The sequence below is a fragment of the Litorivita pollutaquae genome (assembly GCF_003205515.1).
In the GTDB taxonomy this organism is placed as follows: Bacteria; Pseudomonadota; Alphaproteobacteria; order Rhodobacterales; family Rhodobacteraceae; genus Litorivita; species Litorivita pollutaquae.
Genome location: NZ_KZ826485.1, coordinates 93,112 through 118,819, shown reverse-complemented (window position 1 = coordinate 118,819; position 25,708 = coordinate 93,112). Strand labels below are relative to the sequence as shown.

Annotated in this window: 27 protein-coding genes; 19 read left to right on the top strand and 8 right to left on the bottom strand. The window is 58.5% G+C overall.

Annotated elements, in window-relative coordinates; genetic code table 11:
• The first annotated feature begins 115 nt into the window (after positions 1-115).
• Positions 116-2,824: a S8 family serine peptidase gene (locus DI396_RS16885; protein ID WP_162617210.1), complete on the top strand. Its 2,709-nt coding sequence runs from the start codon at positions 116-118 to the stop codon at positions 2,822-2,824.
• Between the two features lie 88 nt (positions 2,825-2,912).
• Here DI396_RS16885 and DI396_RS10495 read toward each other — a convergent pair whose 3' ends face one another.
• The 3 genes from DI396_RS10495 to DI396_RS10485 all read right to left on the bottom strand — a co-directional run bounded on the left by DI396_RS10495 (position 2,913) and on the right by DI396_RS10485 (position 8,221).
• Positions 2,913-6,299, bottom strand: a complete 3,387-nt coding sequence (locus tag DI396_RS10495) for a calcium-binding protein (protein ID WP_110796171.1) — start codon at positions 6,297-6,299, stop codon at positions 2,913-2,915.
• A 194-nt stretch (positions 6,300-6,493) separates the two neighbouring features.
• Complete coding sequence (locus DI396_RS10490) at positions 6,494-7,147, bottom strand: ABC transporter ATP-binding protein (RefSeq protein WP_110796170.1); 654 nt, start codon at positions 7,145-7,147, stop codon at positions 6,494-6,496.
• A 33-nt stretch (positions 7,148-7,180) separates the two neighbouring features.
• Positions 7,181-8,221: a KpsE/RkpR family capsule polysaccharide export protein gene (locus DI396_RS10485; protein ID WP_110796169.1), complete on the bottom strand. Its 1,041-nt coding sequence runs from the start codon at positions 8,219-8,221 to the stop codon at positions 7,181-7,183.
• Positions 8,222-8,272: 51 nt separating this feature from the next.
• On the opposite strand from DI396_RS10485, the gene DI396_RS16620 reads away from it, so the two are divergent.
• Positions 8,273-8,608 (top strand): hypothetical protein, encoded by a 336-nt coding sequence (locus tag DI396_RS16620; RefSeq protein WP_204362838.1) that lies wholly within the window; start codon positions 8,273-8,275, stop codon positions 8,606-8,608.
• Positions 8,609-8,739: 131 nt separating this feature from the next.
• Positions 8,740-9,621, top strand: a complete 882-nt coding sequence (locus DI396_RS10475) for an ABC transporter permease (RefSeq protein ID WP_110796168.1) — start codon at positions 8,740-8,742, stop codon at positions 9,619-9,621.
• Positions 9,622-9,642: 21 nt separating this feature from the next.
• Here DI396_RS10475 and DI396_RS10470 read toward each other — a convergent pair whose 3' ends face one another.
• The 4 genes from DI396_RS10470 to fliK form a co-directional block, all read right to left on the bottom strand.
• The gene (locus DI396_RS10470) at positions 9,643-10,749 is read right to left on the bottom strand and encodes a glycosyltransferase (RefSeq protein ID WP_110796167.1); all 1,107 of its coding nucleotides are present in this window, start codon (positions 10,747-10,749) and stop codon (positions 9,643-9,645) included.
• Positions 10,750-10,868: 119 nt separating this feature from the next.
• Positions 10,869-11,801 (bottom strand): phosphotransferase family protein, encoded by a 933-nt coding sequence (locus DI396_RS10465; RefSeq protein WP_110796166.1) that lies wholly within the window; start codon positions 11,799-11,801, stop codon positions 10,869-10,871.
• A gap of 134 nt (positions 11,802-11,935) precedes the next feature.
• A complete protein-coding gene (locus DI396_RS10460; RefSeq protein WP_110796165.1) occupies positions 11,936-12,742 on the bottom strand; it encodes a flagellar hook capping FlgD N-terminal domain-containing protein in 807 nt (268 codons plus the stop codon).
• A 34-nt stretch (positions 12,743-12,776) separates the two neighbouring features.
• Positions 12,777-14,360: a flagellar hook-length control protein FliK gene (gene fliK / locus DI396_RS10455; protein WP_110796164.1), complete on the bottom strand. Its 1,584-nt coding sequence runs from the start codon at positions 14,358-14,360 to the stop codon at positions 12,777-12,779.
• A 120-nt stretch (positions 14,361-14,480) separates the two neighbouring features.
• On the opposite strand from fliK, the gene DI396_RS10450 reads away from it, so the two are divergent.
• The 6 genes from DI396_RS10450 to DI396_RS10425 all read left to right on the top strand — a co-directional run bounded on the left by DI396_RS10450 (position 14,481) and on the right by DI396_RS10425 (position 18,311).
• On the top strand, positions 14,481-14,816 hold the full coding sequence (locus DI396_RS10450; RefSeq protein ID WP_235851828.1) for a rod-binding protein: 336 nt from the start codon (positions 14,481-14,483) through the stop codon (positions 14,814-14,816).
• On the top strand, positions 14,806-15,165 hold the full coding sequence (locus DI396_RS10445) for a hypothetical protein (RefSeq protein WP_110796163.1): 360 nt from the start codon (positions 14,806-14,808) through the stop codon (positions 15,163-15,165). The genes DI396_RS10450 and DI396_RS10445 overlap by 11 nt, the downstream gene beginning before the upstream one ends.
• Before the next feature lie 256 nt (positions 15,166-15,421).
• A complete protein-coding gene (locus DI396_RS10440; protein WP_110796162.1) occupies positions 15,422-16,645 on the top strand; it encodes a flagellin in 1,224 nt (407 codons plus the stop codon).
• A 77-nt stretch (positions 16,646-16,722) separates the two neighbouring features.
• Positions 16,723-17,100, top strand: a complete 378-nt coding sequence (gene flaF, locus DI396_RS10435) for a flagellar biosynthesis regulator FlaF (protein WP_110796161.1) — start codon at positions 16,723-16,725, stop codon at positions 17,098-17,100.
• Entirely contained in the window at positions 17,097-17,501 is a 405-nt protein-coding gene (gene flbT, locus DI396_RS10430; protein ID WP_110796160.1) for a flagellar biosynthesis repressor FlbT, read from the top strand. The genes flaF and flbT overlap by 4 nt, the downstream gene beginning before the upstream one ends.
• A 15-nt stretch (positions 17,502-17,516) precedes the next feature.
• Positions 17,517-18,311: a DUF1217 domain-containing protein gene (locus DI396_RS10425; RefSeq protein ID WP_110796159.1), complete on the top strand. Its 795-nt coding sequence runs from the start codon at positions 17,517-17,519 to the stop codon at positions 18,309-18,311.
• Between the two features lie 95 nt (positions 18,312-18,406).
• On the opposite strand, the gene DI396_RS10420 is transcribed toward DI396_RS10425, so the two are convergent.
• Positions 18,407-19,879, bottom strand: a complete 1,473-nt coding sequence (locus DI396_RS10420) for a FliI/YscN family ATPase (RefSeq protein WP_110796158.1) — start codon at positions 19,877-19,879, stop codon at positions 18,407-18,409.
• A gap of 84 nt (positions 19,880-19,963) precedes the next feature.
• Here DI396_RS10420 and DI396_RS10415 point away from each other — a divergent pair, with 84 nt between their 5' ends.
• From DI396_RS10415 to DI396_RS10370, 10 genes are all read left to right on the top strand, one after another.
• Positions 19,964-20,350, top strand: coding sequence for a FlgB family protein (locus DI396_RS10415; RefSeq protein ID WP_204362837.1), 387 nt, complete (start codon positions 19,964-19,966; stop codon positions 20,348-20,350).
• A gap of 9 nt (positions 20,351-20,359) precedes the next feature.
• Positions 20,360-20,752: a flagellar basal body rod protein FlgC gene (gene flgC, locus DI396_RS10410; RefSeq protein ID WP_110796156.1), complete on the top strand. Its 393-nt coding sequence runs from the start codon at positions 20,360-20,362 to the stop codon at positions 20,750-20,752.
• Between the two features lie 31 nt (positions 20,753-20,783).
• Complete coding sequence (gene fliE / locus DI396_RS10405) at positions 20,784-21,071, top strand: flagellar hook-basal body complex protein FliE (protein ID WP_110796155.1); 288 nt, start codon at positions 20,784-20,786, stop codon at positions 21,069-21,071.
• A gap of 15 nt (positions 21,072-21,086) precedes the next feature.
• Positions 21,087-21,353 (top strand): flagellar biosynthesis protein FliQ, encoded by a 267-nt coding sequence (fliQ, locus tag DI396_RS10400; protein WP_110796154.1) that lies wholly within the window; start codon positions 21,087-21,089, stop codon positions 21,351-21,353.
• A gap of 18 nt (positions 21,354-21,371) precedes the next feature.
• Positions 21,372-22,085, top strand: a complete 714-nt coding sequence (locus DI396_RS10395; protein WP_110796153.1) for a flagellar hook-basal body complex protein — start codon at positions 21,372-21,374, stop codon at positions 22,083-22,085.
• 40 nt (positions 22,086-22,125) lie between these two features.
• The gene (flgG, locus tag DI396_RS10390) at positions 22,126-22,911 is read left to right on the top strand and encodes a flagellar basal-body rod protein FlgG (RefSeq protein WP_110796152.1); all 786 of its coding nucleotides are present in this window, start codon (positions 22,126-22,128) and stop codon (positions 22,909-22,911) included.
• A complete protein-coding gene (flgA, locus tag DI396_RS10385) occupies positions 22,911-23,351 on the top strand; it encodes a flagellar basal body P-ring formation chaperone FlgA (protein WP_235851827.1) in 441 nt (146 codons plus the stop codon). Before flgG ends, flgA begins: the two co-directional genes overlap by 1 nt.
• Positions 23,352-23,379: 28 nt before the next feature.
• A complete protein-coding gene (gene flgH, locus DI396_RS10380; RefSeq protein ID WP_204362836.1) occupies positions 23,380-24,117 on the top strand; it encodes a flagellar basal body L-ring protein FlgH in 738 nt (245 codons plus the stop codon).
• Positions 24,118-24,129: 12 nt separating this feature from the next.
• On the top strand, positions 24,130-24,657 hold the full coding sequence (locus tag DI396_RS10375; RefSeq protein ID WP_110796151.1) for a flagellar basal body-associated FliL family protein: 528 nt from the start codon (positions 24,130-24,132) through the stop codon (positions 24,655-24,657).
• Between the two features lie 170 nt (positions 24,658-24,827).
• Entirely contained in the window at positions 24,828-25,661 is an 834-nt protein-coding gene (locus DI396_RS10370) for a DUF2793 domain-containing protein (protein WP_110796150.1), read from the top strand.
• Positions 25,662-25,708 lie beyond the last annotated feature (47 nt).

The window sequence follows — 25,708 nt, the reverse complement described above, 5'->3', positions numbered from 1 at the left end:
TGAAAAAGCCACGAAAATGCCTTAAGTGAATATTAAGTTAAATTGGGTTTTAAATTGGTTTGGACGGCGCAGGGATTCTGCGAAGCCATCCGAGATGAGAGCGACGAGGGATTTCATGCAGCCGAACGATTCACTTTACGCATTTCAGTGGCATTTCACCCTGATTGGCGATGTCGAAACCATCTGGGATGAATATACTGGTGCCGGAATCGCAGTCGGGGTTTATGACACCGGTGTCGATATATTGCATTCCGAGTTTGACGAGAATTATAACAGCGCCTTGCATTTTCCCGGCGATGATGGCGAACCGAATGGGGCGGCCAACAGTCACGGAACATCGGTGGCCGGAATTATCGCGGCGGAAAATGATGGCAGCGGTGTTGTCGGTGTTGCCTTCGATGCATCACTGACCAGCGTCGATTTTTTGGTCGATGTGAGTCTCGCCGATACGTTTGATGCATACGACTGGATGGCGAATTTCGATGTCGTGAACAACAGCTGGGGCTATACGCCGAATTTTGGCGACGACAACGATGTTGGTGATGTTGACGGATATACCTATGCCGAAGTGGAACACATCGGTGTCGCAACCGCGACGGGACGCGGTGGGCTTGGCACCATTGTGACCAAAGCGGCGGGGAACGAGAACCATAACTCGACTTTGGAAGCCACCGGGATCATGGGCAATGCGCAAGGCGACGGGATCAACAACACGCGCTATGCGATCTCCGTGGCGGCCACCGGATCGGACGGTATCATTGCCGATTACTCGAATTGGGGTACGAATGTCTTGATTGCCGCACCGGCGGCGCAATACACGACCGATCGTGTCGGTCCCAACGGTTATAATGGCACCGATTATACATCGACATTCGGCGGCACCTCTGCAGCGACACCCGTGATTTCAGGTGTTGCGGCGCTGATGTTGGACGCCAACGCCGGCCTTGGCTGGCGTGATGTGCAGGAAATTTTTTCAGTCTCGGCGGCGCACACCGGATCGAGCTATGGGGCGGCGGCGACCTCTTACGAGGAAGGTGCATGGTTTGCCAATGGTGCAGACGACTGGAACGGTGGCGGGCGGACCTATAACGTCAGCTATGGGTTCGGCATGGTGGATGCCTACGCCGCTGTACGCATGGCAGAGGTCTGGTCTTTGTTCGGGAACGCGCAAACCTCGGGAAACGAGGTGCAAAGCACACTGTCCTATTCCGGGAGCTCAATGGCGATTTCCGACCACGAGATCACGTCAGTTTCGCAAGTGTCCTCTGCGGGGATGGTGGTTGAACATATTGCCGCTACGATTGAACTCACGCATTTTAATATGTCAGATATTCAGGTCACTTTGGTGGGCCCCGACGGATCGCGCTATGTCTTGTTGAACCATGATGGCGGCGACGAAATGCTGGTTGGCGACTATACCTATGGCGTTGATCTGGCGCGAGGGTCTTATTCCGACGGCGAATGGGCGGTCGAGGTCGAGGACACCTCTACGGGTGACACCGGGTGGCTGTATGATTTTGATCTGACCTTTTACGGCCGCGCCGTGAGTGATGATAAGGTCTATCATTTCACCGACGATTATCTTGATTTTCGCGCCGACGAAGAAGCTCGGGGGTCGATCACCGTGGCGGCGAGTGGCGAGCAATGGGTCAACCTTGCGGCTCTGACCGGCGATGTTTCGTTTCACGCCACTGGCACCTCTGCCTTTAGGGTCGATAATGTAATCTGGGCGAGCTTTGCGAATGCAGATGTGATCGAGGGTTTGGTGGCTGGCGATGGTGATGACACGCTGACCGGCAATGCGTTGGAGAACCATATCCTTGGGATGCGCGGTAACGACAGTCTTGAGGGAGGGGCCGGGCGAGACACCTTGGAGGGCGGCGCCGGCGATGATGTGATCGATGGCGGCACCTGGGCCGATACCATTCGCGCGGGCGCGGGTACCGATACCGTTTATGGCGGTATGGGGAAAGATACCATTTGGCTCGATGAGGGCAATGATGTGTTTTTCGACGACGTGCAAGAAGGGGTGCAGGGGGCCGATACGGTCTATGCTGGCGACGGCAATGATTCACTTTATGGCGGAGGCGGCGACGACTATTTGGCTGGCGGTACGGGCGATGACAGCGTGACTGGCGGCGTGGGCAATGACACGCTGATCGGTGCGCCAGGTGATGACACATTGCGCGGCGCCGATGGTCACGACAGCATCCATGGCGGTAAGGGCGCGGATCTCATTGATGGCGGCTGGAGAGGTGACACATTGATTGGTGCGGGCGGCAACGATACGCTCCATGGCCGTCAAGGGTATGACCAATTGTTCGGTGGCGGTAATAATGATTTGGTTTTGGGCGAACAGGGCAACGATACCGCCTATGGCGGCAACGGCAACGATACGCTCTATGGTGCGCTTGATGACGACTGGCTCTATGGCAATGCTGGCAATGATAGGGTCGGCGGCGGCAAAGGCCATGACGTGGTCGATGGCGGTGAGGGCGCGGATGTGGTGACTGGCGGGGTCGGCGACGACACTGTGACTGGCGGGGTCGGCGACGACATCGTGAGCGGCGGTCTTGGCGCGGATGAATTCGTCTTCTACGGTGGCGCCGATACCTTCACGGATTTCGATATTTCCGAAGACATATTGTCCTTTGCCTCCACGCCTTGGGGCAGTGGGACGCTCAGCGGCACGCAGATTGTCGATATCTATGGCGAATCGGTGGCGGGCGGCTACGAGTTGGCCTTTAACGCTGCCGATGTGATCTTCTTTGATGGAATGACCGACAGCACCGGCCTGTCCGATGTGATCTTCTCTTACAGTTGATCCGGTGAGGTCGGACTCGCCGATGCAGGCAATATGATCGGGAAGCGGGGTGCATTTCGCACGTGCCGGATAGTGCGGTTCGCTCGGCCTAGACAAACTCGAAGTTGGCGATACTGATCAACCACGGCAGCGTGTCCTCGATCACGATGGTGCCAAAGCTGCTGGTGAGATGGGTGTCGCCATCGTTGAAGGTCATGGTCACATCGTTGCGCGAGCTTGGGGCCGAGGGGTCATCATCGGTGATAAATTGCAGCAGGTCGGCGCCCGTATCAAACCCGGTGATGGTGTCGTCGCCATGATCGGCCGCCAAGATGAAAACATCATCGCCTGCGCCGCCATACATTACGTCATTTCCGCTGCCACCATTGAGAGTATCATCACCGTCATTGCCGAAAAGCCGGTCGTTGCCATCGTTGCCTGCGATATAATCATTACCGTCTTCACCTAAGACGAGATCATTACCGCCGTTACCGAACAGGCGATCGTGGTCGGTGCCACCGGTGATCGTGTCATGCCCGTTTCCACCCTTTAGGCTGTCATTGCCGCCGCCGCCGGTTAACAGGTCGTTGCCATTGCCTCCATCGACCGTGTCGGCGGCATAGATGCCGCGCTGTGCATTGTCGAAAAACGAGTCGTCGCCATCGCCCAGCATGATTTGATCTAGGCCATTATCGCCATACACCCAATCGTCTCCAGCGCCAGCGAAGATATAGTCGCCGGCTTGGCCGCCATAAATCGTATCATTCCCGTCGTTGCCGATCAGCCTGTCGGTATCGTCCCCGCCGGACAGCACATCGTTGCCTAGGCCGCCTTCCAACCGGTCCGCACCGCTGCCGCCATCAAGGATGTCATCTCCGTCCTCGCCCGCCAAAAAGTCGACGCCGCCATTGCCAAAAAGGTTGTCATCACCCTCTCCGCCCCAAAGACTGTCATCGCCGTTCCCGCCATACGCCGTGTCATTGCCGACCTCGCCGAACAGGGCATCGTTATGGGCGCCGCCATAAAGCCGGTCGTGGCCCGCGTAACCATAAAGCCTGTCGTTCCCGTTTCCGCCGACCAACGTGTCGTGGCCCCATCCGCCATAGGCCAAATCATCCCCGTCACCGCCGGTGAGGTAATCTTCGCCGCTACTGCCGCGCAGGGTGTCGTTTCCGCCATCCCCACGCAGTGTGTCATTGTCCGCCCCGCCATCGACGATATCATGTCCGCTGCCGCCGGAAATATCGTCCTGCCCGTTTTGCCCCCGCAGGATGTCATCGCCGCTGCCGCCCTGTAATATATCACTGCCCTCGCCGCCCTCTATGACGTCATTATCGGTGCCTCCGTCAATCACATCGTCGCCACCCAAAGCGAGGATCGTGTCCATGCCCGCGCCGCCATAGACCGTGTCGCTGCCCTGCGGGCCCTCTTGTGCATCGTCAATAAACGCGTCGTTTCCATCACCGAGCCAGACCAGATCAGAGCCAAGACCGCCGGTCACCGTGTCATGGCCGCGCCCTGCGTTGACGGTATCGGCCCAGGCCCCTGCGTCGATGATATCATCTCCGTCGCCCCCTATGATCGTATCATTTAGCGCGCCGCCGAACATCGTGTCGTTGCCGTCGCCACCGAGCAGGCTGTCGCTGCCGTTGCTGCCGTCGATCCGGTCATTACCGGTGCCGCCGGTTATGGTATCGTCCCCGTCGCCGCCAAATAGGCTGTCGTGACCCGCATCGCCGTGGAGAAGGTCATCGCCTGCGCCGCCGTTCATGCTGTCTTCGCCGGTTCCGCCCTCGAGCGTGTCGCGTCCCGCGCTGCCCAAAAGCGTATCGTTGCCCGCTTCGCCCAGAATGCTATCGTCCCCGTCTTTGCCATCGACCCAATCATGCCCACCCAAGGCGCGGATGTCGTCGCCGATCGCTTCGCCGGTCATTGCATCATTGCCTTCGGTGCCGCGTACCGGCACGCGCACCAACATCATCGGACGGTTTGGGCCGGTGATTTCATATCCGAAAAGATCGGTCATGCTGAGGTAGCCGCCGCTTGCGGCATAGACGTCAATGACCTCGTTACGGAAACTGACTCGCGCGCCCCAGGAGGTGCTAAGCAGCGTAAGTTGTTGGGTCGAATAGAGCATTGGAAAGGCGCTGAGGTCGAAGCGATCCACCCCGCGTTCAAAATCGACGATTGTGTCGGTGCGTTGGTCGTAGTCGAGGATAAAGATGTCCGCCCCCGCGCCCCCGCGTAGCGTGTCGGCGCCGTCGCCATCGACGATGATGTCGTTGCCTGCCCCGCCAGAGAGACTGTCGTTGCCGCCGTTTCCCATCAAGATATCGTCGCCCGATGTGCCGTTTTGTGTGCCGCCGCCGGACCCATGGGAAATGGTTTGGCCCTGGCTTTCGGTGGACATTGCCAGTTGCGTCAATCCGGCTTCGGATTGCGAAGCGGCCATGACGATCATCTCGCCGCCCGCAGAGGTCAGAGAGAGCGCCTCGATGTTTTGCAGGCCCATGCTGAGGCTGTCTTCGATGGATTGCAGATGCACCAACCGCCCGCCGGGCAATAGCGTGAAGAGCGAAATGCCATCATCCGCCCCACCTGCCAGAATATAGACGCGGTCGTCCACGGTGGTGACCTCGAGAGAGGTGAGGCCGCCGAACCGTGTCGATAGCGTATCAAGGATGTGGTCCGTCGGGGTTAAGTTGCCCGCTGCATCAAGGCGCATCACCGAAATGGATTGACTGCCCGCCGCCCCCAAAATCACATAGGTTTCGCCGTTGACCTGCGCCACCTGCATCGCCGTTGGCGTGTTTACCCCCAACCCGTTGCCCGCGCCCAAGGAGGTGGTTTCACTTAGATTCCCGCTTTGCGCGTCGACACGATATGCGGTGACGCCATGCTCTGAATTGGAGGCGACGAGCAGATAGGTGACGCCATCCACGGTGGCCTGCACCAAAGCGGCAGCGTCTTGCATATAGGAGGTGTCAGTGTCCTGCGCCGAGGCCGAGGCGACATATTGTGCCGAACCGGATCCCCAACGATAGGCGTGAATTTCTGTGCCCCCTTCTTGAGCGAAGTAGAAAAATTCGCCGCCCAGAAGATTGACCGAAGTAAAAGCCGTCACCCGGCCCGAGCCGGAGGATTGTATGCCGCTGATCGCCGTGGCGCTGCCGATGGTGCCATCGTCGTCGACATAATGGCCGACCAAGGCGCCGGAGCTGTCATTGCCGGTGAGCACATAGCCTTGGCCCGACAGGGTGACGGTGGTGATCTGGGTATCGGCCACGGCTGCCATGGAGGAGGTGAAAAAGGCGGCATCGACGAGCGTGGCATTGCTGCCTGAAATCAGCTCGTAAGAGGTCAAGCCGCCATAGGTGCCGCTGGTCGCATAGGCGAAAACCCCTTGGTCCGTGACCTGCACGTCGATGTCGGAAATCGCGACGTCGAGCATCTCTTGCCCGCTGCCGACCATTGTCCTGAAACCTAAGTAGCTCATGCTCAATCCGTTTGCGAATACCGGCTGACAATGCAGTGTCAAAGGTTAACGCGCGTGCTGGAAAATCAGGCGAGAATATGGAGATCGTTTCCAATCTTAATCTATCTTATGAGGGGTTGTCGGCGTTTAGGTTTTGGTAGCCATGTTGTTGCCGGTTTCGGGGCGGGTCGTCCATTGGGCAGGAACGTGGCCGATTACGCCATCAACGCTTCATGGCGGGCGATGGCGTCGCCGAGATCATCGAAATATTCCAATCCGCCATTGTGCAAAACGCACCCCACATCGCACAGCTGCCGGATTTGGTTCATGTCGTGATTGACCACCAGCGCACCGGCATTGCGCATCCGCTCCAAGAACACCGCGCGGCTTTTGCGGCGGAACCGTTGGTCGCCCACGGCCGTGACTTCATCGACCAGATAGGTGTCGAACCCGATCCCCATCGACGCGCCAAACGCCAGTCGCGAGCGCATGCCAGAGGAATAAGAGCGCACCGGCATGTTGAAATGCGCGCCAAGTTCGGCAAAATCCTCGACGAAGCCTTCAAGCTCATAGGTGTCGACCCCGTATATGCGGGCAATAAACCGAACATTCTGGGCGCCGGTCATCTCGCCGTGGAACGATCCGGCAAACCCAACGGGCCAGGAAATCGACCGGTCGGTGGTTAATGTGCCTCTGTCCGGTTGCAACGTGCCGGCGATGATGTGCAGCAGTGTCGATTTCCCCGCCCCGTTTTGCCCCAAAAGAGCGACCGATTTCCCATCAGGAAAGGCAACGCTGACGTCATCCAAAACGGTTTTATACCCGTTCTTCACCGCAAAGGATTTGGTAATATGATCGCACCGCAGCATCCACGCGTTCCTTTCATGCGCCGGGCAACAGGGTCAATGCCGGTCACGGATGGAATAATAGACCAAGACGCAAATCGACCACAGCAGCAGCGAGAACAGCGCTGTCAGCAAGGTCCAGGTGATCCGTTGTGGATATTGCGCCGTTTCCGCCAGCGTCGGGGCGATATAGGTCGCGAGATATCGGCTTTTGCGGGCGGCGTTCGAACGGGCGATCTCTACGGCCGCGAGGGCCGCGCGATACGCTTCTTCGGAGAATTCGCGGTCCACGGTCAAGCTTTCGAATTCCGCCATGAGTGTCGGATAATCTTCGCCATTCTGGCCTGCTTCGGCGGTGGCGAAGGTTAACCGCTCTTGAGCGATTCGGCTTTGGATCACTTCGATGCGACGTTCGGCCTGTTGTAGTCGCGGGTCGGTGCGTTTGGTGGTTTCCGACAAGATGTCGAATTCAATCAGTGCCTCGGCAAGCTGCTGTTGCAGGTTGTTCAACACACCCATGCGGCCCTGAATGTCGGCGCTGGGATCGACGATCTGCGTGCGGGTACGAAAGGCCGTCAGGGCTTCGCGCGCGGTCTTGAGACGATCCAATGCCTCTTCCAGATCAAAGAGCGCATAGCGAATGGTGTCGTCGCGGGCCGCAGCGTTGAGGGCATTGATCATGGATTGGCTTTCGTCAACCACTTCTTCGGCGATGGATTGCGCGGTTTGCGCATCAAATGCCAGCACCCGCAATTCAATCAGACTGGCCGATTGATCGTAGGAAATCCGCACGATGCGTTGCCAGTATTTTACCAAATCTTCGAGGGTCGCGTCGGGTTTGAGCGAGAAGAGCGGATCGGTTCCCCAATGTTGGGTATAATGCGCCCGCAGGTCGACAACCGCATCGACGCGGCGCACGAGTTCCTGACTTTGGATGAACTCATACAGGATGTCGGTGTCCGACGAGCTTCCGCCGCCGGACAGTTGTGACAATCCGCCAAGCAGATCAACCGCGCTGCCCCCGGTTTCGCGCTGGACCGTGAAGGCGGTGGTCGACGCATATTGATCGACGCTGCGGACCCACAGGTAGTAGGACATGAGGGCGATCGGCAGGCACACCAGAAAGAGAAAGGAGACGAGCAATCCGCGATGCCGCCTACGCATGCGGGCCGGCCGGGCGATCGGTTTGACCTGCACGACGGGGCGCTGGTGTTGTGGGCCAGATCGGTTTGGGTTGGGCTGGTTTTGCCCTGTTTTGCCTTGATTGGGCGCGCCGTTTTGGTTTGGTTTCTGACCCTGACCCTGACCCTGACCCTGACCCTGACCCTGACCCTGACCCTGACCCTGACGGCCCTGTCGGTTTTGCCCGCCAGAGCCACCCCGCGCGCCACCTTGCGGTGGCTTTGGCTGTGCCTGCGCGGCGTTGGCGTTCGATGGGCTATCTTTGCGGTCCGCGTGGCCAGAGGGTTCGGCGTCGCGGGATGACTGCGCCTCGCCGTCCGTAACGGGGTTTTGCGCACCGGGCTTGTTGTTCTGGTTCAACAGGGATACTCCGGTTGTGAACGCATTTACATTGCGGCAATCATAGCCCCATACTTCGGCATTAAAAACCCCGCATGACGGAGGCGGCTCTGAACTCTCGATCTGATCCAGCCCAACCCCAATCCAATGCGCCGATCCCTCCGGTTGTGCGCCCTGTTGCCGGGTCTGCTGCCTTGCCTGCTCGTGCCATAGGCTGGACCTCGGCCCGCGCGGTTCTGGCCTTGATGTTGCGCGAGATGGGATCGCGTTATGGGCGAACGCCGGGCGGATATGTTTGGGCGGTTCTGGAGCCGCTGGGCTATGTGGTCATCCTGTCGTTGGCGTTTTCTCTATTGTTCCGGTCGCCGTCGCTGGGGACCAGTTTCGTGTTGTTTTATGCCACGGGTTATCTGCCGTTCATACAATACCAGAATGTGTCGCATGAGGTGGCGCGGTCGCTGCGGTTCTCGCGCGCTTTGATGAGTTATCCGGTGGTCAGCTGGATCGATGCGGTTCTCGCCCGATTTATTCTCAATGCCTTGACGACCCTGTTCGTTGCGGTTCTCTTGATGACGTTGATTTTATCCTTTGTGGATACACGCGGTTTGTTGGATTTTGGTCCGATTCTGCTCGCCTTTGCTTTGGCATCTATGGGCGGGCTGGGGGTTGGATTGGTCAATTGCGCCTTGATCGGACTTGTGCCGGTTTGGGAGCAGCTTTGGAACATCATCTCGCGTCCGTTGTTTTTGGGGTCGGCTATTCTTTATACCTTCGAGGACCTGCCGACGATGGTGTCGGATTTCTTGTGGTTTAACCCGCTGGTGCATGTCTCGGGGTTGATGCGGCGCGGAGTCTATTCGACCTATGATGCCAGTTATGTGTCGTTGATTTACACCTTTGGGGTGGCCATGATTTTGGTTGCATTCGGATTGTTGTTGATGCGCCGGTTTAGTCGGAAAATCCTCAACGACATGTAGTGACTTGCGCGCGCTTGACCGTCAGGTGCCGCGCTGGTCACCAGAGGCGACATTTGTGTCGCTCTGGTTCGTGGGTGATGGTGTTGCCTCTGGTGTTTCTGGCAGCAATTTCGGCGGACCGGCGGCGGCCAGAATATCTTCATGCCGCGTGGTCGTGCGGCGCAGAATACCGTCGCGCAGGGCCATCCGCAGCAACCGTAGATAATCGCGACGTGCCGCCCCGTATCGTTTTGCTGCCAGCAGCCATTTCACCGTCAGCAGCGGCATCAGGGGCCAAAACAGCCAACCGGCCGCTTGTCGATACATCAAAAGCCCGTTGCGATAGGTGTAATACACCTTCCACAGTGGGCGGAAAACTCGGCGGTTTTCGTTGCTGTAGGTCGTGCAGTCGTGTTCGAAGGTAACCTTGGGATCAAAACCGATTGTCATGCCGGCTTTGCGCAGCGATAGGGCGTAAAGCACATCATCGCCATAGAGGAACAACCGCCCGTCAGGTTCGCCCACCTTGTCCATTGCGGCGCGCGAAACGAAGAACCCGACAAAAGAGGTGATGTCGAGCGGAACAATCTCGTCCCCGGCATAGGCGCCGCGGGAAATATGGTATCCGTCCCGCCCATGCCCCATCAAGGTGCGCAGGAACAGGTGCGGGTGTTGGAACGGGTTTTGCGACGGGCGGTTCATCTCGCAAATCTGCCGGTTGGGGAAATAAACAGCGGCGGCGATTACATCCCATCCGCTATGGTCCCTGCGGTGAAATTGCGCCAATGCATCCGCATCGGGGCGGGCATCATCATCCATCAAGAGGCACCAATCGGGGTTGAGCTGCGCTCGTGCATGCCGCATGCCGATTTCGAAGCCGCCGGCGCCGCCAAGGTTATGGTCGGGCAACAAAACCTGTAACCTCGCGCCGATGCGGGCCTCTTCTCGCCTCAGCCAGTCGCGGGTGCCGTCAGTCGAGAGATTGTCGACGACCACGATTGCACTCAAAAGATTGCTGTGAACCGCCAGCAAGCGCGCCAGCGTGGTTTGCAACTGCTCCATCCGGTTATGGGTTGTCACCACGGCCACCACCCGCCCCTTATGAGCATCGGTTCGGTCGATCGTGTCCGCAGACAGGGGGGAGTGCATGTATTGGCCTCGATATTGGTCTTGGGACTCTAAGGCCATAAGGTGCATGAGATGTCAAACCGCGTCACGGGAAAATGCTCGGATGTTTGCCGCCTCCGAGGTATCCTTGTGCGGCCTGCTCAGGTCAAAGCGGCTTTTAACGCAACGTACTCCAACGTAAAGGCGGGGCCGTAGTCTTGCGCACCCTGCGCCATTTTCCAGCCGCAATAGGCCGCCATGCGTGCGTGATACCATGGCGCAAGTCGGGTATAGCGTGCGGTGGTTTTCCGATCGCTATAGGCGATTAGGAATTCTTCTGTCTCGCCCCGTGTCAGGGGGGAGCCGCGATAAACCAACTGCTGCGCCGGTGACAAAAAATGCGCGATATCTTCGCAAGGATCGCCCAAGGCCGGGCATTGCCAATCAATCAATCGCAAACCGTTGGAGGTGTCGATCAGATTGCCCGCGACGGGATCGCCATGTAGTAAGCGCACCGCGCCACTGGCGGGGATATCGCGCCGCGCTGCCAGTGTCCTCACCTTTGGTGTGAGGGTATTTTGGATCTGTTCGGGACATGCCTCGAGAATGGTTCGGATCTGCCGAAGCAGCTCTACCGAACCATCGGCCGCATGCGGCAAGGCCAGCCTTTCCGGCGCGGGCAGGCCATGCAAACGGTGCAGCAGCGCCGCCACCGGTGCCGGATTGCCTTGCCAGATCGCGCCATCAAGGTGTTCGTAGATGATTGCCTCTCCGGCCGGTGGTGACAGATATGCTTGCAGGCGCGGCGCGATGCCTTGCCCGTCCAGATGAGTCAAAAGCTGCGTCTCGCGGTGGGCATCATTGGCGAACAGTGGATTGTTTTGCTGCGGCGCAAAGAGTTTTACAACCCATCCGGAGGGGCAGTTTCTTGCGGCCGGTGCGACGGGGTTGGTGACATGCCATAAACGGTTGCTGCGCCCACCGCGCAGCGGGATCCAATGGGCGTGGCGCGTCGCAAATCCGCGCACGATCACCGCTTGGGCCAAAGTGTCGGGCGGCAGGGTGCAAGGGGAGGGGGCGGCGTGGTGCGGCACGGAGGTCTCGGATGGGCCGCGCGGGGGTGCGGGGCGGTACGAGGGTAAGCGAGGGAGCGGCGCAAGGCAAGCGCGCTACAGTGATGAGCGCTTGCCTATTGGAGGGCTGGCGCGGGTCTGCTGACCCGAGCCGGTTAATCGGCTTGACGCAGGGCGGTAATTTGCGCGGCTGCGATTTGCGTGCCGCCTTCGAGCAAGAGCATCGTGGTGCCGTTGTCGTTGCGAGCCTCGGTAATGCGCGTGTAGGTATCCACCGTCGACGCACCCAAAAGTTCATCATTGGCGTAGCTTTCCAATTCAAACCTGTAGACACCCGCGGCAAAGGGCAATCCGTCTTCGCCGACGCCCGCCCATTCTATCGTATCGGCGGAAACCGGCACGTCGATACGTTGCACGATGGTGTTGCTGGCGTCGCGCACCACAAGCGTGGTTTGATCCGCAAGGCGTTCCGGGCTGGGCGAGAGGCTGATCGGGCTGCCATCGAAATATCCTGCCGAACTGCTGCGCGCGTCCATCCCGACCCATCCGGCCAGTTGCGCCATACCCATCGCGCCCATTTGCGCCCCGAGCCCTTCAAGCAGGTCATTGGTGACGACCTGTTGCTCGACCGAAGAGAAGGTCGCCAGCTGCACGGCGTAATCCGAGCTGTCGATCGGGTTCAGCGGATCTTGGTTTTTCATTTGCACGGTCAACATCTGCAAGAATGTATTGAAATCCGAACTCAAGGTGGGCGTCGCCGCAGTGGTCTCGGAGGTTGATGTTGACGTGCTGTCGGTGGTGGTGGTTGTGCTTTCGGACGCCGGGATTGCGGTTTTCGTAGTTGTCGCGACCGCAGGTGTGGTTGCCTCCTGCGGGGTGGCTGCTTTTGCGGCGCGGGCCAGATCGGCACTGGTTTTCAAACCAGTGAACGCGGGCGGGATAGATTGAGTGACTGTGGTCATAATGATGTCCTTAGATAGGGTCGTGTTGCCTGCGTCAGAGACGCAGGTCCAGACCCTCTGTCGGGGTCAAATTGATTTGTGCGGTTGCGGTTTGGGCGGTGTCTGTGGTCGCATCCGATTGCGCAAGCGGGCGGTCCGGCGCGGCGTCGTCGTTGAAATTGCCGTCTTGAGCGGTCTCGCCATCGGCTGATCCGCTTTGTGCGCCGAAGGAGAAGCTAACATCATCATAGCCGATTTCGCGGAACTGCTCGGCCAGTTGATCGATATGACGGCGCATCAAGTCCAAGGTTTCGCCGCGCTCGGCCAGCACCGTGACAACCATCCCGTTTTCTGCGGTGTTTAGGGTCATGCGCACACGGCCTAATTCCTCGGGGTTGAGGGCGATCTCTATCGGTTTGCGATCCGAAATGCGTTGCGCGACTGAGGCCAGTTGCTCGGCGATATGGCGCGGGATTTCGGGGCGGGCGGCCAGAGCATCAAGCCGCATTTGCGCAGTCTGTGGCAGCCGCCCGTCATGGCGGGTTTCAAAGGCAAAGTCGGCCTCGGAGATCCATTCGATCTCGCCGGCGGTCTCTGTGCTACTGTGCGCGGCGGTGGTGGATTGGACCTGTAACGGCATGACGGCGGCGGGCGGCGCAGGGGTCGTGCGCTGTGTTGTGAAGGCAGGAGCGGCCGCGCGCGCAGCGTCCTCTGTGGCGCGCGCGGCGAGGTCGCGGCGGGACGGGCGCGTGGATGCTTGATCTGCCGCCGAAGCGCTCAGGGGCGATGCGGCGTTGGTTTGGGGCGCGCTGGTTGCATCGCGTGCGACGAGGGGGGCGCTGCCGTCGGATTTGGTTATGGCGTCAGCCGTGCCTCGGTCGGCGCGTGTTGTGATCGTACCCTGTGCTGAGGCAAGGGGCTCGCGCAAATTTTGGGACCCGGCGCGGCGGCTGGAAAAGGCGATCGCGTTCATATCGGTTTTGGCTGGCTCTGCTGTGCCTGCGCGTTGCGGGACCGATTCCAAAGATATGTCGGTGTCCGGCTGCGCTACGGCGGGTGTCCCCGTGATAGCAGTCTGTGACGGCATACCCGTGAGCGCGGAGGTCGCGACGAGATGATTCGGGTGTGGCTGCGCAGAGGCGGTTGGCAACGAGGCCTGTGAATCGGCGCTGAACCGTGCAGACAGCAGGCTGGCGGCGGGAGCGTCTTGGGCAGGTTTTTTGCGCTGAGCGGTTGGATCGGCCGCGCCGGTAAGCAAATTGAACTCTTCGCTCTCGGCTTCGGAGGCAACGTCATACTCCTCACCTTCTGCAGCAGCGGAAGCAATGGCGTCGTTTTGCTCTGCGAGTGTAAGGGTGATCTCGCCATCGACATCTGCGCTGGGTGCCGTGTCAGGCGACGCAGGAGGCGTTTTGGCTTTATGCTTAGAATTTGTTTCGGCGGTGGTGTTGGCGTCAGGATTGAGCGCCCGGTGTTCGGCGCCCTGTTTGCGCTGTGCTGCGCGTTCTTCTTGCTGGTGCAGGATGTCGCTGAAACCTTCGCGGGTATCCTCGCGGCCGGGGCGCATTGACGGTTCGGTTTGCGTGCGGGTCGGGTCGATCGCAGGCTTGGGTGCAAGCGCGCTATGGAGCGGGTTCATCTGTGTGCTACCTCCGGGAATTCTTCCTCAGCATTGCTGCACTATGACCGCGCTTGGTTACTGGTTCTTTACCGCTCATCCGGCAATCTGGAAAAAATCCTGTCAATTTGGAGATACCTGATGAGCGATCCCTCCCTCCTGACCCACCCTGTGATGCGGGCTTCCGCATCTCCGGTGACAAAGGGTCAGAACGTTGAAAATATAAACCAAAATAGCGATCAGCGCGATAAATCACTGCGCGAAGCCGCAAGGTCGCTCGAGGCCGGGTTTCTGGCAGAAATGCTGAAATCAGCGGGCCTTGGAAAATCGCGCGAATCGTTTGGAGGCGGTAGCGGAGAAGATCAATTTGCTTCGTTCCTGCGTCAAGCGCAGGCGGAAGAGATGGTGAAAACCGGCGGAATCGGATTGGCCGAGTCGCTGTATCAAGCCCTGAAGGAGCGTGAAGATGCGAAGTGAAACAGCGCAAGATCTGATCAATGAAATGGACGTGCTACTTGATAAAGAGCGCGAGGCGTTGCTTGTGGGAGATCTTGACGTGATCTCGCGGCTTCTGGATCAAAAAGAGCATTTGATCGACGCACTCAATGCGATGGAGCACGGTGAGCAAGAGCGACTGGTGGCATTGCAAGGCAAGGTCCAGCGCAACCAAGCGCTTCTGGATGGGGCGCTGGCAGGGATTCGCGCGGTGGCCGAACGCCTGTCGACGATGCGCCGCGTGCGCAAATCTTTGGATACATATGACGTTCATGGCCAACGCCAGACGATTGAGGGCACCCGTGCGCCCACTGTTGAGAAACGCGCGTAGGGACAATAAATCAAATAAAATCAAACCATAAGCCGAAGTGTCCGCGAGATTAGTTCAAATCCGCGGTAATGCAAAAACCGGATTTAGGGTCGCGTTAGGATTTAGGGGGGCATGGTGTGGAGGCATTCCAAAGCGAATGGCGCAGCCGGCCCGAACCGCCGACACTGTAGCAGTCAGAACGACAGTTGGATCCGTCCCGAATAGGGGCGGGAATGATAACTGGGTGCAAAGCGCCCACTGATTTAAGGAAAATGCTATGTCCAGCATTCTGACCAACAATGGCGCAATGGTTGCGCTGCAAACCCTGAAATCCATCAACTCGAACCTGTCGGATGTGCAATCGCAAATCTCAACGGGTAAGTCTGTTGGTTCGGCCAAAGACAACTCGGCCGTTTGGGCGATTTCCAAAGTGATGGAATCGGATGTGAAAGGCTTTAAGGCGATTTCCGATAGCCTTTCGCTTGGTGAAGCGACTGTTTCTGTTGGCCGTAAGGCTGCTGAGACTGTCACCGACCTCTTGACGGATATGAAAGAAAAGATCGTCGCGTCGCAAGAAGACAACGTCGATAAAGTCAAGATCCAAGCAGACATCTCCGCTTTGCGTGATCAGATCACAACCGTTGTGGGCGCGGCCCAGTTCAATGGTCTGAACCTTGTCGATTCGGCAGGTACCGTGAATGTTCTCGGCTCGCTTGACCGGGACGCGGCGGGCAATGTGACGGCTTCTAATATTGCCGTGACCAAGCAAAACCTTTCGACCGGCAGCTACGCAGCGAAAGCTGTGTTTGACACAACCAATACAGATGGTGTGTCGGCGGATGGCGCGGATACCTTCGGTTTCGCTCTGGATGCCAGCGGTGGTACGGTAGACGCGGGTACGATCGAATTTGAAGATCCTGCTGCTGCAGACGCATGGGCCGCAGGCGATTCGGTTACGATCCGCTTGGGTGATGACACAGTCACCTATACGATCACGCAAGAAGATGTTGATGCCACAGCGACCGAAGACGTGATCGCGGTTGGTGTGAAATCTGCGATCGAAGCATCGGGTGCCAATGTCACCGTTGATTATGACACGACCACTCCAGGCCGTGTGACCATCACCAACGCGGATACCACGGATGGCTTGCACATCTCCGGCCAGTTCAACAACGCTTCGTCCGGTGGACTTGGCGCGTTGGCTGCCATTGATGTGACCAGCGGCGCGAGCGCGGCTTTGGGGTCGATCGAAACTTTGATCGGCACTGCAATTGATGCGGCGGCAGCTTTCGGTTCGGTTGAAGGCCGTATCGAAATTCAGTCCGATTTCGTGTCGAACCTGTCGGACTCGCTGAAATCCGGTATCGGCGCGATGGTTGACGCCAATATGGAAGAAGCTTCGGCGCGTCTGACCGCGTTGCAAACCCAGCAGCAGCTCGGTGTGCAATCGCTGTCGATTGCCAACTCGGCGCCTGAGACTCTGCTCTCGCTGTTCCGTTAAGGGCCAGCTTCAGGGGCGCGGGAACCGCGCCCCTGATTACAGACGAATAGCATATATGCCACCTGGAAGGATTTCACGTGAACGCTCAAAATTTGGCCCGTCAGGCTTATACCAATCAAGCCGCCCCCATTCGAACAACGCGGGGCACGGAATACGAGGTCTTTGCCAAGATCACCCACCGCCTCAACGCCGCCGCGCGCAAAGGCAAGATGGGATTTCCCGCGCTGGCCTCGGCGATTCACGACAACCGCAAATTATGGACCATGCTCGCCGCCGACGTGGCTGATGATGACAATGGTCTGCCCAACGATCTTCGGGCGCGGATTTTTTATCTGGCGGAATTTACCCAGGTGCATAGCCGCAAGGTGTTGAAAAGCGAAGCCTCCGCTGCTGCACTGATTGAAATTAACGCCGCGATGATGCGCGGCCTGCGAAGCGGGAGCGTCCAGCCATGAGCGGCCTTGTCCTGAAACTCAGCCCGAAAGAGCGCGTGTTGATTAATGGTGCAGTGATTGAAAACGGGGAGCGTCGTTCGCGCCTGTCGATCGTGTCACCCAATGCGAATATTTTGCGGTTGCGTGATGCGATCCACCCCGAAGAAGCCAACACGCCGGTGCGGCGGGTGTGCTATGTGGCGCAATTGGTTCTGACAGGCGATGCGGATCCCACAGAAACACGCCACAAATTGCTGCGGTCGATCGAAGAACTGAGCCAGGTTCTGACCGACGCTGACAGCCGCGCGCATTTGACTGCCGCGACCGATGCGGTTTTGGGCGGACAGTTTTATCAATGCCTCAAGGCGCTGCGGTCGCTTTTGCCCCGCGAAGACCGCCTTTTGGCGACACCACTTAGCTGAGCAAAGGGGAATACCATGAGCTTTCAACCTATCATCCCATCAAGCGGTTTGGTCGGATGGAAATTCCTGGAGCGGACCTATGAGGCGCAAAATGCCGCCTTTCAGAAATCCACGGTGATCACCCGTGATACGGAGTATTTTGCCGAGAATATCAGTAAGGTCGAGACCGCCGAGGATTTGGTGAATGACCGGCGTTTGCTGCGTGTTGCCTTGGGGGCGTTTGGCCTCGGGGATGACATCAATAACAAGTATTTTGTTAAAAAAATTCTCGAAGAGGGCACCATTGATGATGGGGCTTTGGCCAACCGGCTGGCGGATGATCGGTATAAGGAGTTGGCCAGCTCTTTCGGTTTTGATCTGGGCACGCCGCACACCAAAATATCGACCTTTGCTGATGATATTATTGGGAAATTCCGCGAACAGCAATTCGAGGTCGCGGTTGGTGAGCAAGATGAAAACATGCGTATGGCGATGTACACCGAGCGCAGCCTTGGAGAGATTGCAGTCGGCGACAGCACAGAAGACACCAAATGGTTCAAGATTATGGGCACGCCTGCTTTGCGCGAGGTGTTTCAAACGGCTTTCAATTTGCCAAGCAGCTTTGCCCAACTCGATCTTGATCAACAGCTCGGGGTGTTTCAAGACCGCGCCACACAGTATTTCGGCGATGACAGCGTCGCGCAGTTTGCCCAGCCGGAAAATCAGGAAAAATTGATCAGGGATTTTCTGGTGCGCAGCCAGATTTCCGATTTCCAAGCCACGTCGGCAGGAAACATTGCGCTGACCTTGTTGCAGAGCTCGAACTACTAAACCGATCTGTTTGCGGCATTGCCAAGGCTCTTATGATAAAACCGGCGCAGGGTGATCTGCGCCGGTTTTATTTTCTTGTCTGTGGGTTTTGCCATCTATTCGGCAGGTAATTGCCCACCAGAAGCACCGCGCACGGCGGGATTGACGGTCAAAGCGCCGCCACTGGCGCGTTGGCGGGGGGCGGGAGCCGATGGCGCCGCGCGGTTTGGCACGTTGCTGCGTTTTTGTCCGGCGCTGCGCCCTGCGGATTGTGCGCGGCGCAGGATCAATTGCAGACGGCTAAAGCTGTGGCTGCTGTCTTGGCTTTCCTTTTCGGCCAAAAAGGCGTCGAGGTCCGACTGCACTTTGATGGCACTGTCGAGCATTGGGTCAGAGCCTTCGGAATACAGCCCCGCGCGGATCATCATTTCAGATTGTGCATAAGCGCCAAGCAATTGGCGCGCCTCTGTGAGGGATGCATTTTCCTCGGGGCTGGCGGCGTCGGGCAAGGACCGTGAGACCGAACGCAAGAGATCCACCGCAGGATAGCGCCCGCGCTCTGCGATTTTCCGGTCGAGCACCACATGGCCGTCGAGCACCCCGCGTAAAATGTCGGCAATGGGTTCTTCCATATCCGATCCGGCAACGAGCACCGACAGAACTGCGGTGATATCGCCGCTGGATCCGGCGCCCGGCCCGGCACGTTCGCAAAGCGACATGATCGTATGGGCGGTCGAGGGCGGATAACCGCGTAAAGACGGGGCTTCGCCCGAGGCCACGGCGACTTCGCGGTGGGCTTCGGCAAAGCGTGTGATCGAATCGGCCAAGAACAGCACGTGTTTGCCTTGGTCACGGAAATGTTCTGCGACACTCATCGCAGTCCACGCGCAGCGGCGGCGCACCAACGGCGAGCGATCGGAGGTGGCTGCGATGACGACCGAGCGCTTCATGCCTTCCTCGCCCAGAACGTTCTCGACAAAATCGCGCAGTTCACGGCCCCGTTCCCCGACCAAGGCGATGACCACGACATCGGCCTGCATATTGCGGGCCAGATGCGCCAGAAGCGATGATTTGCCGACGCCTGAACCGGCGAAAAGCCCCACCCGCTGACCGCGCACCACGGGTAAGAGTGTATTGAAAACGGCCATGCCGGTTTCAAGCCGTTCACCCATAGCGCGGCGTGTGGCGGCCGCAGGGGGATCGGCGCGCAATGCCCGCGCGCGCGCCCCGCGCATCAAGGGGGCGCCGTCCAAAGGTTTGCCGTAGGGGTCGATGATCCGCCCGATCCAGGCGTCGGAGGGGGCAATCGTATTGGCATCCAACAGCGCAACGCGATCTCCCAAGGACACCCCGTCCGGCGCGGCGTCGGGGAGCATCACCACGCTGTCCTGTGCCAATTGCAGAACCTCGCCGCCGAGCACTTCGCCGCCGCGTCTGTAAACTTGTAGCTGATCCCCCATGCGGGCGGCGTGGCCCAATCCGGAGACGCGCAGCGTATTGCCCTCCACCGCGCAGATGCGCCCCACGGTGCGCACGGCGCTGAGGGTCGAAATTTCTGCGGTAAGGCTGTCGAAGTCGGACTGGTTCATCGAACTCTCCATAAAGTCTCTGCAACTCTTTCTAAAGGAATCAGGGTTAAGCCTTGGTTGAAGCTAATCGAGGGAGAAGCCCCGATGTTTGAAAAACTCGAAATCTTTCGCATGGCACATGCGATGGCGACCCATGCAGGGGCCCGCCAAACTGTTGTGTCACAAAATATTGCCAATGCGGACACGCCTGGCTACCGCGCAAAGGACGTTGCTTCCTTTGCCGAGCAATTCGCGCCATCGGCGGGCGAGGGGGCGCAACGCGCGACTCGCGCCGGCCACCTCAACGGTGCCGAAGGTCCCTATCAGGTTGCGATGATTCGCAGCGATGAGGGCGCCAACCCGAACGGCAACACCGTCTCTGTTGAAGAAGAGATGATGAAAGCCGTCGAGGTGCAACGTCAACATGACCGCGCGCTTGCCATCTATAAATCGTCGCTGGGCCTTTTGCGCACCAGCATTGGTCGTCGCTAGGAGAACCCTATGGCTGATTTCACTGATTCCCTTTCTGTTTCGGCCTCTGGCCTGCGCGCACAGGCGCAGCGCTTGCGGCATGTCTCTGAGAACATCGCCAATGCCGATACCCCCGGCTACCGGCGCAAAACCGTCTCGTTCGAGAACGAGCATGGGGCCGCAGGTGATGTAGAGACGGTCAAAACCGGCCGTGTCAAACTCGACAGGTCCGATCTGTCGCAAATCTATGATCCCGGTCATCCGATGGCTGATGAAACCGGTCACTATGACGGCTCGAACGTCAACCTTGTCATTGAAATTGCTGACGCGCGCGAAGCGCAGCGCAGCTATGAGGCGAACCTCAAAATGTTCGATCAGGCACGGCAAATGTCGTCCAGTTTGCTTGAACTTCTCCGCCGCTAAAACGCGCGTCTGTCCCTAAAGGAGATCCAGAATGGATATTCAATCACTTGCCGCCCAGAAATATGCAGCCTCCCGTCCGGCGACCGAGCCCACGCTCGGCACCGGCGGGGCCGGCGAGGCCTTTGCGGGTCTCGCCAAGGATTTCGCCGCCACCTTGCAAGAGGGGGAGGCCACGGCCAAAGCGTCCATGATGGGCAATGCCGATCCGCATGCTTTGGTGCAGGCATTGGCGCAAACCGAGTTGGCGGTCGAAACCGCCGTGACGGTGCGCGACAAAGTCGTCGAAGCCTATCAAGAAATCCTGCGGATGCCGGTGTAAGGCCGCCGTTCAGACATGGAACAGGCAATTTTCTTCGACACGCTCCGTCAGGGGCTTTGGGTGGCGCTGATCACATCGGTGCCGATCCTATCGGTGGCTTTGGTCGTCGGTCTGGTGATTGGCCTGTTTCAAGCGCTGACATCGATCCAGGAAATGACACTGACCTTTGTTCCCAAACTCGCGGCGATTGTCGCGGTGTTCTGGATGTCGATGGGGTTCATGACACAAACGCTGGTCTCGTTTTTTCACGACCGGCTCATTCCGCTGATCATCAGCGGATAACGGTAAAGGGACAGAGCCATGGAAAACGCAACATATACCACATTGACCCGCCAAACCGGATTGATGCGCGAGATGCAGATCGTCGCGAATAACATCGCCAATGCGGCGACCACCGGCTTTCGCCAAGAGGGATTGGTGTTCGGTGAATATGTCAAGTCCGTCGAGGGCGAGCCGTCGATTTCGATGGCAACGGGCAATGTGCGTATGACCTCGATGATGCAGGGCGGGTTGACCCAAACCGGCGGCCAGTTCGATTTTGGTATCGAGGGCGAGGGATTTTTCCTTATCGAGACGCCGCAGGGCGAGCGTTTGACCCGAAACGGGAGCTTTAGTCCAAGCGCCGAAGGCGATCTTGTCACCAATGACGGGTTTCGCGTGCTTGATGCGGGCGGCGCACCGATCTTCATTCCGCCTGACGCGACGGATCTGTCGGTTGCGGCCGACGGCACGGTCAGCTCGAATGGCAAACCCTTGTCACAAATCGGCATCGTGCAACCGATCGAGCGGCATAACATGGTGCGCGAGGATGGTGTGATGTTCTTGGCCGAAGCCGGACATGAGCCGGCCGAAAACGCATCGGTGCTGCAAGGGTTTCTGGAAAGCTCAAATGTCGATTCCGTCGGGCAAATCGCCCGCATGATCGAGGTGCAGCGGGCCTATGAGATGGGTCAAAGCTTCCTTGATGCCGAAGATGAACGCATGCGCAATGCGTTGAAAACCTTCCTGCGCTGATCCGCGTAGGCCTGTCATTTAACCGAAAAGGAGACGCCTCATGCGCGCCCTAAAAATCGCCGCCACGGGTATGGCCGCACAACAGATGCGGGTGGAAACCATTTCGCAAAACCTCGCAAACATGTCGACCACGGGGTATAACACCCGCCGCGCCGAATTTGCCGATTTGCACTATCAGCAGCTGGCGCGCGCCGGCACGGTGAATGCCTCTGACGGCACGGTATTGCCCACCGGTGTGCAGCTTGGCCTCGGAGTGCGCCCGTCGGCTGTGTCGGTCAATTTGGCGCAGGGGTCTTTGTCGGCCACCGGCGGTGATTTGGACGTTGCGATTGATGGCAAAGGCTATCTCGAAGTGACGTTGCCCTCTGGGCAGGCGGCCTATACCCGCGATGGCGCACTCAAGCGCACGGGCGAAGGGTTGATCGTGACTTCGGACGGTTTTCCCGTCGCGCCGGAAATTGTCATCCCTGACGATGCCCGTAGCATTTCCATCAATGCCGATGGCGAGGTCTACGCCTATTTTGATACGGCCACCGAGGCGCAGCTTTTGGGGCAATTCACCTTGGCCAATTTCACCAACGCCAAAGGGCTTGAGGCGATCGGATCGAACCTGTTCACCGAAACCGAAGCCTCCGGCCCCGCAACGGTGGCCACTCCGGGTTTGGACGGGCTTGGCACGTTGCGGCAGGGGTATCTTGAGGACAGCTCTGTCGATGCGGTGCGCGAGGTGACCGAGTTGATCGAGGCGCAGCGTGGTTATGAGCTCAATGCCAAAGTGATTTCCGCCGCCGACCAGATGCTCGGCGCAACCACGCAGATTCGGTGATGGCACGGGTTCATCATATGGCACGGGCGGCGGCAATTTTTGCCGCATCAATTGCAGCGCTGCCGGCGGGTGCCGATACGGTCGTGGCGGTGCGCACCCTGCGCGCGCAGACGGTGCTAACCGCTGCCGATGTGATGCTCAGCACCGCCACGGTGCCCGGAGCGGCCACGGCGATCGAGCAGGTGGTCGGCCAGGAAGCGCGCAGCGCCCTTTACGCCGGACGCCCCGTGCGTGTGCAAGATGTCGGCCCGCCCGCCGTGGTGGACCGCAACCAGATTATCACCCTCGTTTACGTCAGCAGTGGTCTCGAAATTATTGCCGAAGGCCGGTCGTTGTCGCGCGCGGGCATCGGCGATCATGTGCGTGTAATGAACATGTCGTCCCGCACCACAGTCAGCGGCACCGTCCAAGCGAACGGCACAGTGCGCGTGTCGAATTGACATCGCGCGGACCAATTAGGAGTTAAGAATGAATCCTTTGAAAATGATCGCGGGCTGCGTGCTCTTGGCGGCGGGCGCGGGCTGCGCGGACCGGATTGACCATTTGGGCAAAGCCCCAAGCTTTACCCCGACCGATACGTCGGCTGAGCGGAGTGCGATGGTGAATGCGGGCCTGCCGCAAACGGTGGAACGCCGCCGGATGATTGATGGCGCGTCCTTATGGGATGGTGGTCGGCAATCTTTGCTCGGAGACCGGCGCGCGATGCAGCGCGGTGATATCCTGACCGTGGTGGTCGAGATCAATGACAAGGCCGAGATTTCCAATTCGACGGCCCGCTCGCGCGGAGGGTCGGAGTCCATGGGCGTGCCGAACCTGTTTGGCATACCACAGCGTATTGACGAGAGCCTGCCCGAAGGTGCGTCGATGGCCAATGCTGTGGGTTTGAATTCCTCGTCGAATTCCTCCGGTGATGGGTCGGTAAAACGGAACGAGAAGCTGACATTGCGGGTCGCGGCGACGATTTTGAATGTGTTGCCCAATGGGGTTCTGGAAATTTCCGGCAGCCAAGAGGTGCGGGTGAACTTCGAAATCCGCGAATTGTTGGTCACTGGCTATGTGCGCCCTGCCGATATCTCGCGTCAGAACGAGATCACGTATGACAAAATCGCTTCAGCGCGGGTGTCATATGGCGGGCGTGGACAGATCACCGATGTGCAACAACCGCGGATCGGCCAACAGGTTCTCGACACGATACTGCCGTTCTAAGGAATTGATTTAATGAAAAAACTCTTACCTATATTGCTGGCATTGATCGGGATTGGAGGCGGAATTGGCGCGGGGGTCATGCTGCGTCCGCCGCCCGCCGAGGTGGTCGAGATCCAGCCCTGCGGGGATGGCTCAGACATCGCCAAGTCTGCGGCTCACGGCGATGACTACGGCGCGGATCATGGTGACGAAGGATCCACAGGTCCCGAGGGTGAACTGCGCGAATATGTGAAGCTCAATAATCAATTCGTTGTGCCGGTTGTGACTGAAAGCAAGGTCGAAGCTCTGGTAGTGTTATCGCTCAGCGTTGAGGTCGGGCCAGGGCAAAAAGAGTTGGTCTATGCCCGTGAGCCGAAGTTGCGTGATTCGTTTCTGCAAGTGTTGTTCGACCATGCCAATATGGGCGGATTCCGCGGAGCTTTTACGAATGCCAACAATATGGATGTGCTGCGCAATGCTTTGAACGAGGCGGCGCGCAAGGCCATCGGGGATACAATTTCCGATGTTCTGATTACCGAGATCGCGCGCCAGGACGTTTAAGACTCTGCCTGACTTCGATGTAAATGCCGTGGCCGAGCGCTGCGGCATTCGCATGACGAGTGCGCGGTGCAACACCACCGTACGGCAAGGATACCGGTTGCACATCAATTGCGAGGATAACTCTGTCCTATCGCCCGCTGCGTGGCCTGACTTTGACAGAGGATTTCTTGATGCCCGATCAATCACCCATCCTATCTCTTCCATACATTGCGCCTTCCCAAGCGCAAAAACACGTCACTCATAACGAAGCCTTGCGCAAGCTGGATGCCATCGTTCAACTCGTCGCGCTCGACAATGCGCTTACCGCGCCGCCCGCCGTACCGAATGAAGGTGATTGCTATATTGTCGCCCCGGGTGCCGGAGGGCTTTGGGCCACTTATGACCATACCATTGCTGTTTATGATAGCGACCTTTGGATGTTCTACGCGCCAAAAGAAGGCTGGCGTGCCGAGGTTCTGTCTTCGGGTATGACGCTGCGCTTTGATGGCACCCTGTGGCAGGACGCCGGGACGCAGTTGCAAAACCTGCCCGAGGTTGGAATTAACACCTCGGCCGATAGCAGCAATCGCCTTGCTGTGTCCGCTGAGGCGAGTCTCTTCACGCATGAAGGGGCGGGTCATCAGATGAAGATGAACAAAAATGCCAGTGGCGATACCGGCAGCCTGTTGTTTCAAACCAATTGGTCAGGCCGCGCCGAGATTGGCTTGATGGGTGATGATGATTTGGCGTTCAAGGTCAGCTCAGATGGCACCAGCTGGACCGATGTGCTGCGCTTTGACGGCACGGTCGGGTCTGCGACATTTGGAGTAGATGTTTTTGCAGAGTCGATAAATGCAACCAGCCGGTTCAACTTGCCAATATACACGATGGCGACCCTTCCGTCAGCTACGACCCAAGGCCAGGGTGCAGTCATTTTTGTCACGGATGCGCCTGAGGGGGCAGAACCCTATTACAGCAGGGGCAGCACATGGCGGCGTATGCGCAACGGAACGGTGTTGTCCTGATCCATAGCACAAATTTGTCCGCGCGGTTGGGCCATCGCGCGGCGATC

What these genes read in the sequence shown, in the direction of transcription:
- DI396_RS10450 (WP_235851828.1), top strand. Translation starts at nt 14,481, where the DNA reads ATGAGCGATCCCTCCCTCCTGACCCACCCTGTGATGCGGGCTTCCGCA.
- DI396_RS10420 (WP_110796158.1), bottom strand. Translation starts at nt 19,879, where the DNA reads ATGAACCAGTCCGACTTCGACAGCCTTACCGCAGAAATTTCGACCCTC.
- fliQ (WP_110796154.1), top strand. Translation starts at nt 21,087, where the DNA reads ATGGAACAGGCAATTTTCTTCGACACGCTCCGTCAGGGGCTTTGGGTG.
- DI396_RS10490 (WP_110796170.1), bottom strand. Translation starts at nt 7,147, where the DNA reads ATGCTGCGGTGCGATCATATTACCAAATCCTTTGCGGTGAAGAACGGG.
- flgH (WP_204362836.1), top strand. Translation starts at nt 23,380, where the DNA reads ATGAATCCTTTGAAAATGATCGCGGGCTGCGTGCTCTTGGCGGCGGGC.
- DI396_RS10395 (WP_110796153.1), top strand. Translation starts at nt 21,372, where the DNA reads ATGGAAAACGCAACATATACCACATTGACCCGCCAAACCGGATTGATG.
- DI396_RS10485 (WP_110796169.1), bottom strand. Translation starts at nt 8,221, where the DNA reads ATGTCCTACTACCTGTGGGTCCGCAGCGTCGATCAATATGCGTCGACC.
- flgC (WP_110796156.1), top strand. Translation starts at nt 20,360, where the DNA reads ATGGCTGATTTCACTGATTCCCTTTCTGTTTCGGCCTCTGGCCTGCGC.
- DI396_RS16620 (WP_204362838.1), top strand. Translation starts at nt 8,273, where the DNA reads ATGCCGCCTACGCATGCGGGCCGGCCGGGCGATCGGTTTGACCTGCAC.
- DI396_RS10375 (WP_110796151.1), top strand. Translation starts at nt 24,130, where the DNA reads ATGAAAAAACTCTTACCTATATTGCTGGCATTGATCGGGATTGGAGGC.
- DI396_RS16885 (WP_162617210.1), top strand. Translation starts at nt 116, where the DNA reads ATGCAGCCGAACGATTCACTTTACGCATTTCAGTGGCATTTCACCCTG.
- DI396_RS10445 (WP_110796163.1), top strand. Translation starts at nt 14,806, where the DNA reads ATGCGAAGTGAAACAGCGCAAGATCTGATCAATGAAATGGACGTGCTA.
- DI396_RS10475 (WP_110796168.1), top strand. Translation starts at nt 8,740, where the DNA reads ATGACGGAGGCGGCTCTGAACTCTCGATCTGATCCAGCCCAACCCCAA.
- DI396_RS10440 (WP_110796162.1), top strand. Translation starts at nt 15,422, where the DNA reads ATGTCCAGCATTCTGACCAACAATGGCGCAATGGTTGCGCTGCAAACC.
- DI396_RS10415 (WP_204362837.1), top strand. Translation starts at nt 19,964, where the DNA reads ATGTTTGAAAAACTCGAAATCTTTCGCATGGCACATGCGATGGCGACC.
- flgA (WP_235851827.1), top strand. Translation starts at nt 22,911, where the DNA reads ATGGCACGGGTTCATCATATGGCACGGGCGGCGGCAATTTTTGCCGCA.
- DI396_RS10495 (WP_110796171.1), bottom strand. Translation starts at nt 6,299, where the DNA reads ATGAGCTACTTAGGTTTCAGGACAATGGTCGGCAGCGGGCAAGAGATG.
- DI396_RS10460 (WP_110796165.1), bottom strand. Translation starts at nt 12,742, where the DNA reads ATGACCACAGTCACTCAATCTATCCCGCCCGCGTTCACTGGTTTGAAA.
- DI396_RS10425 (WP_110796159.1), top strand. Translation starts at nt 17,517, where the DNA reads ATGAGCTTTCAACCTATCATCCCATCAAGCGGTTTGGTCGGATGGAAA.
- flgG (WP_110796152.1), top strand. Translation starts at nt 22,126, where the DNA reads ATGCGCGCCCTAAAAATCGCCGCCACGGGTATGGCCGCACAACAGATG.
- DI396_RS10470 (WP_110796167.1), bottom strand. Translation starts at nt 10,749, where the DNA reads ATGCACTCCCCCCTGTCTGCGGACACGATCGACCGAACCGATGCTCAT.
- fliK (WP_110796164.1), bottom strand. Translation starts at nt 14,360, where the DNA reads ATGAACCCGCTCCATAGCGCGCTTGCACCCAAGCCTGCGATCGACCCG.
- flbT (WP_110796160.1), top strand. Translation starts at nt 17,097, where the DNA reads ATGAGCGGCCTTGTCCTGAAACTCAGCCCGAAAGAGCGCGTGTTGATT.
- fliE (WP_110796155.1), top strand. Translation starts at nt 20,784, where the DNA reads ATGGATATTCAATCACTTGCCGCCCAGAAATATGCAGCCTCCCGTCCG.
- DI396_RS10370 (WP_110796150.1), top strand. Translation starts at nt 24,828, where the DNA reads ATGCCCGATCAATCACCCATCCTATCTCTTCCATACATTGCGCCTTCC.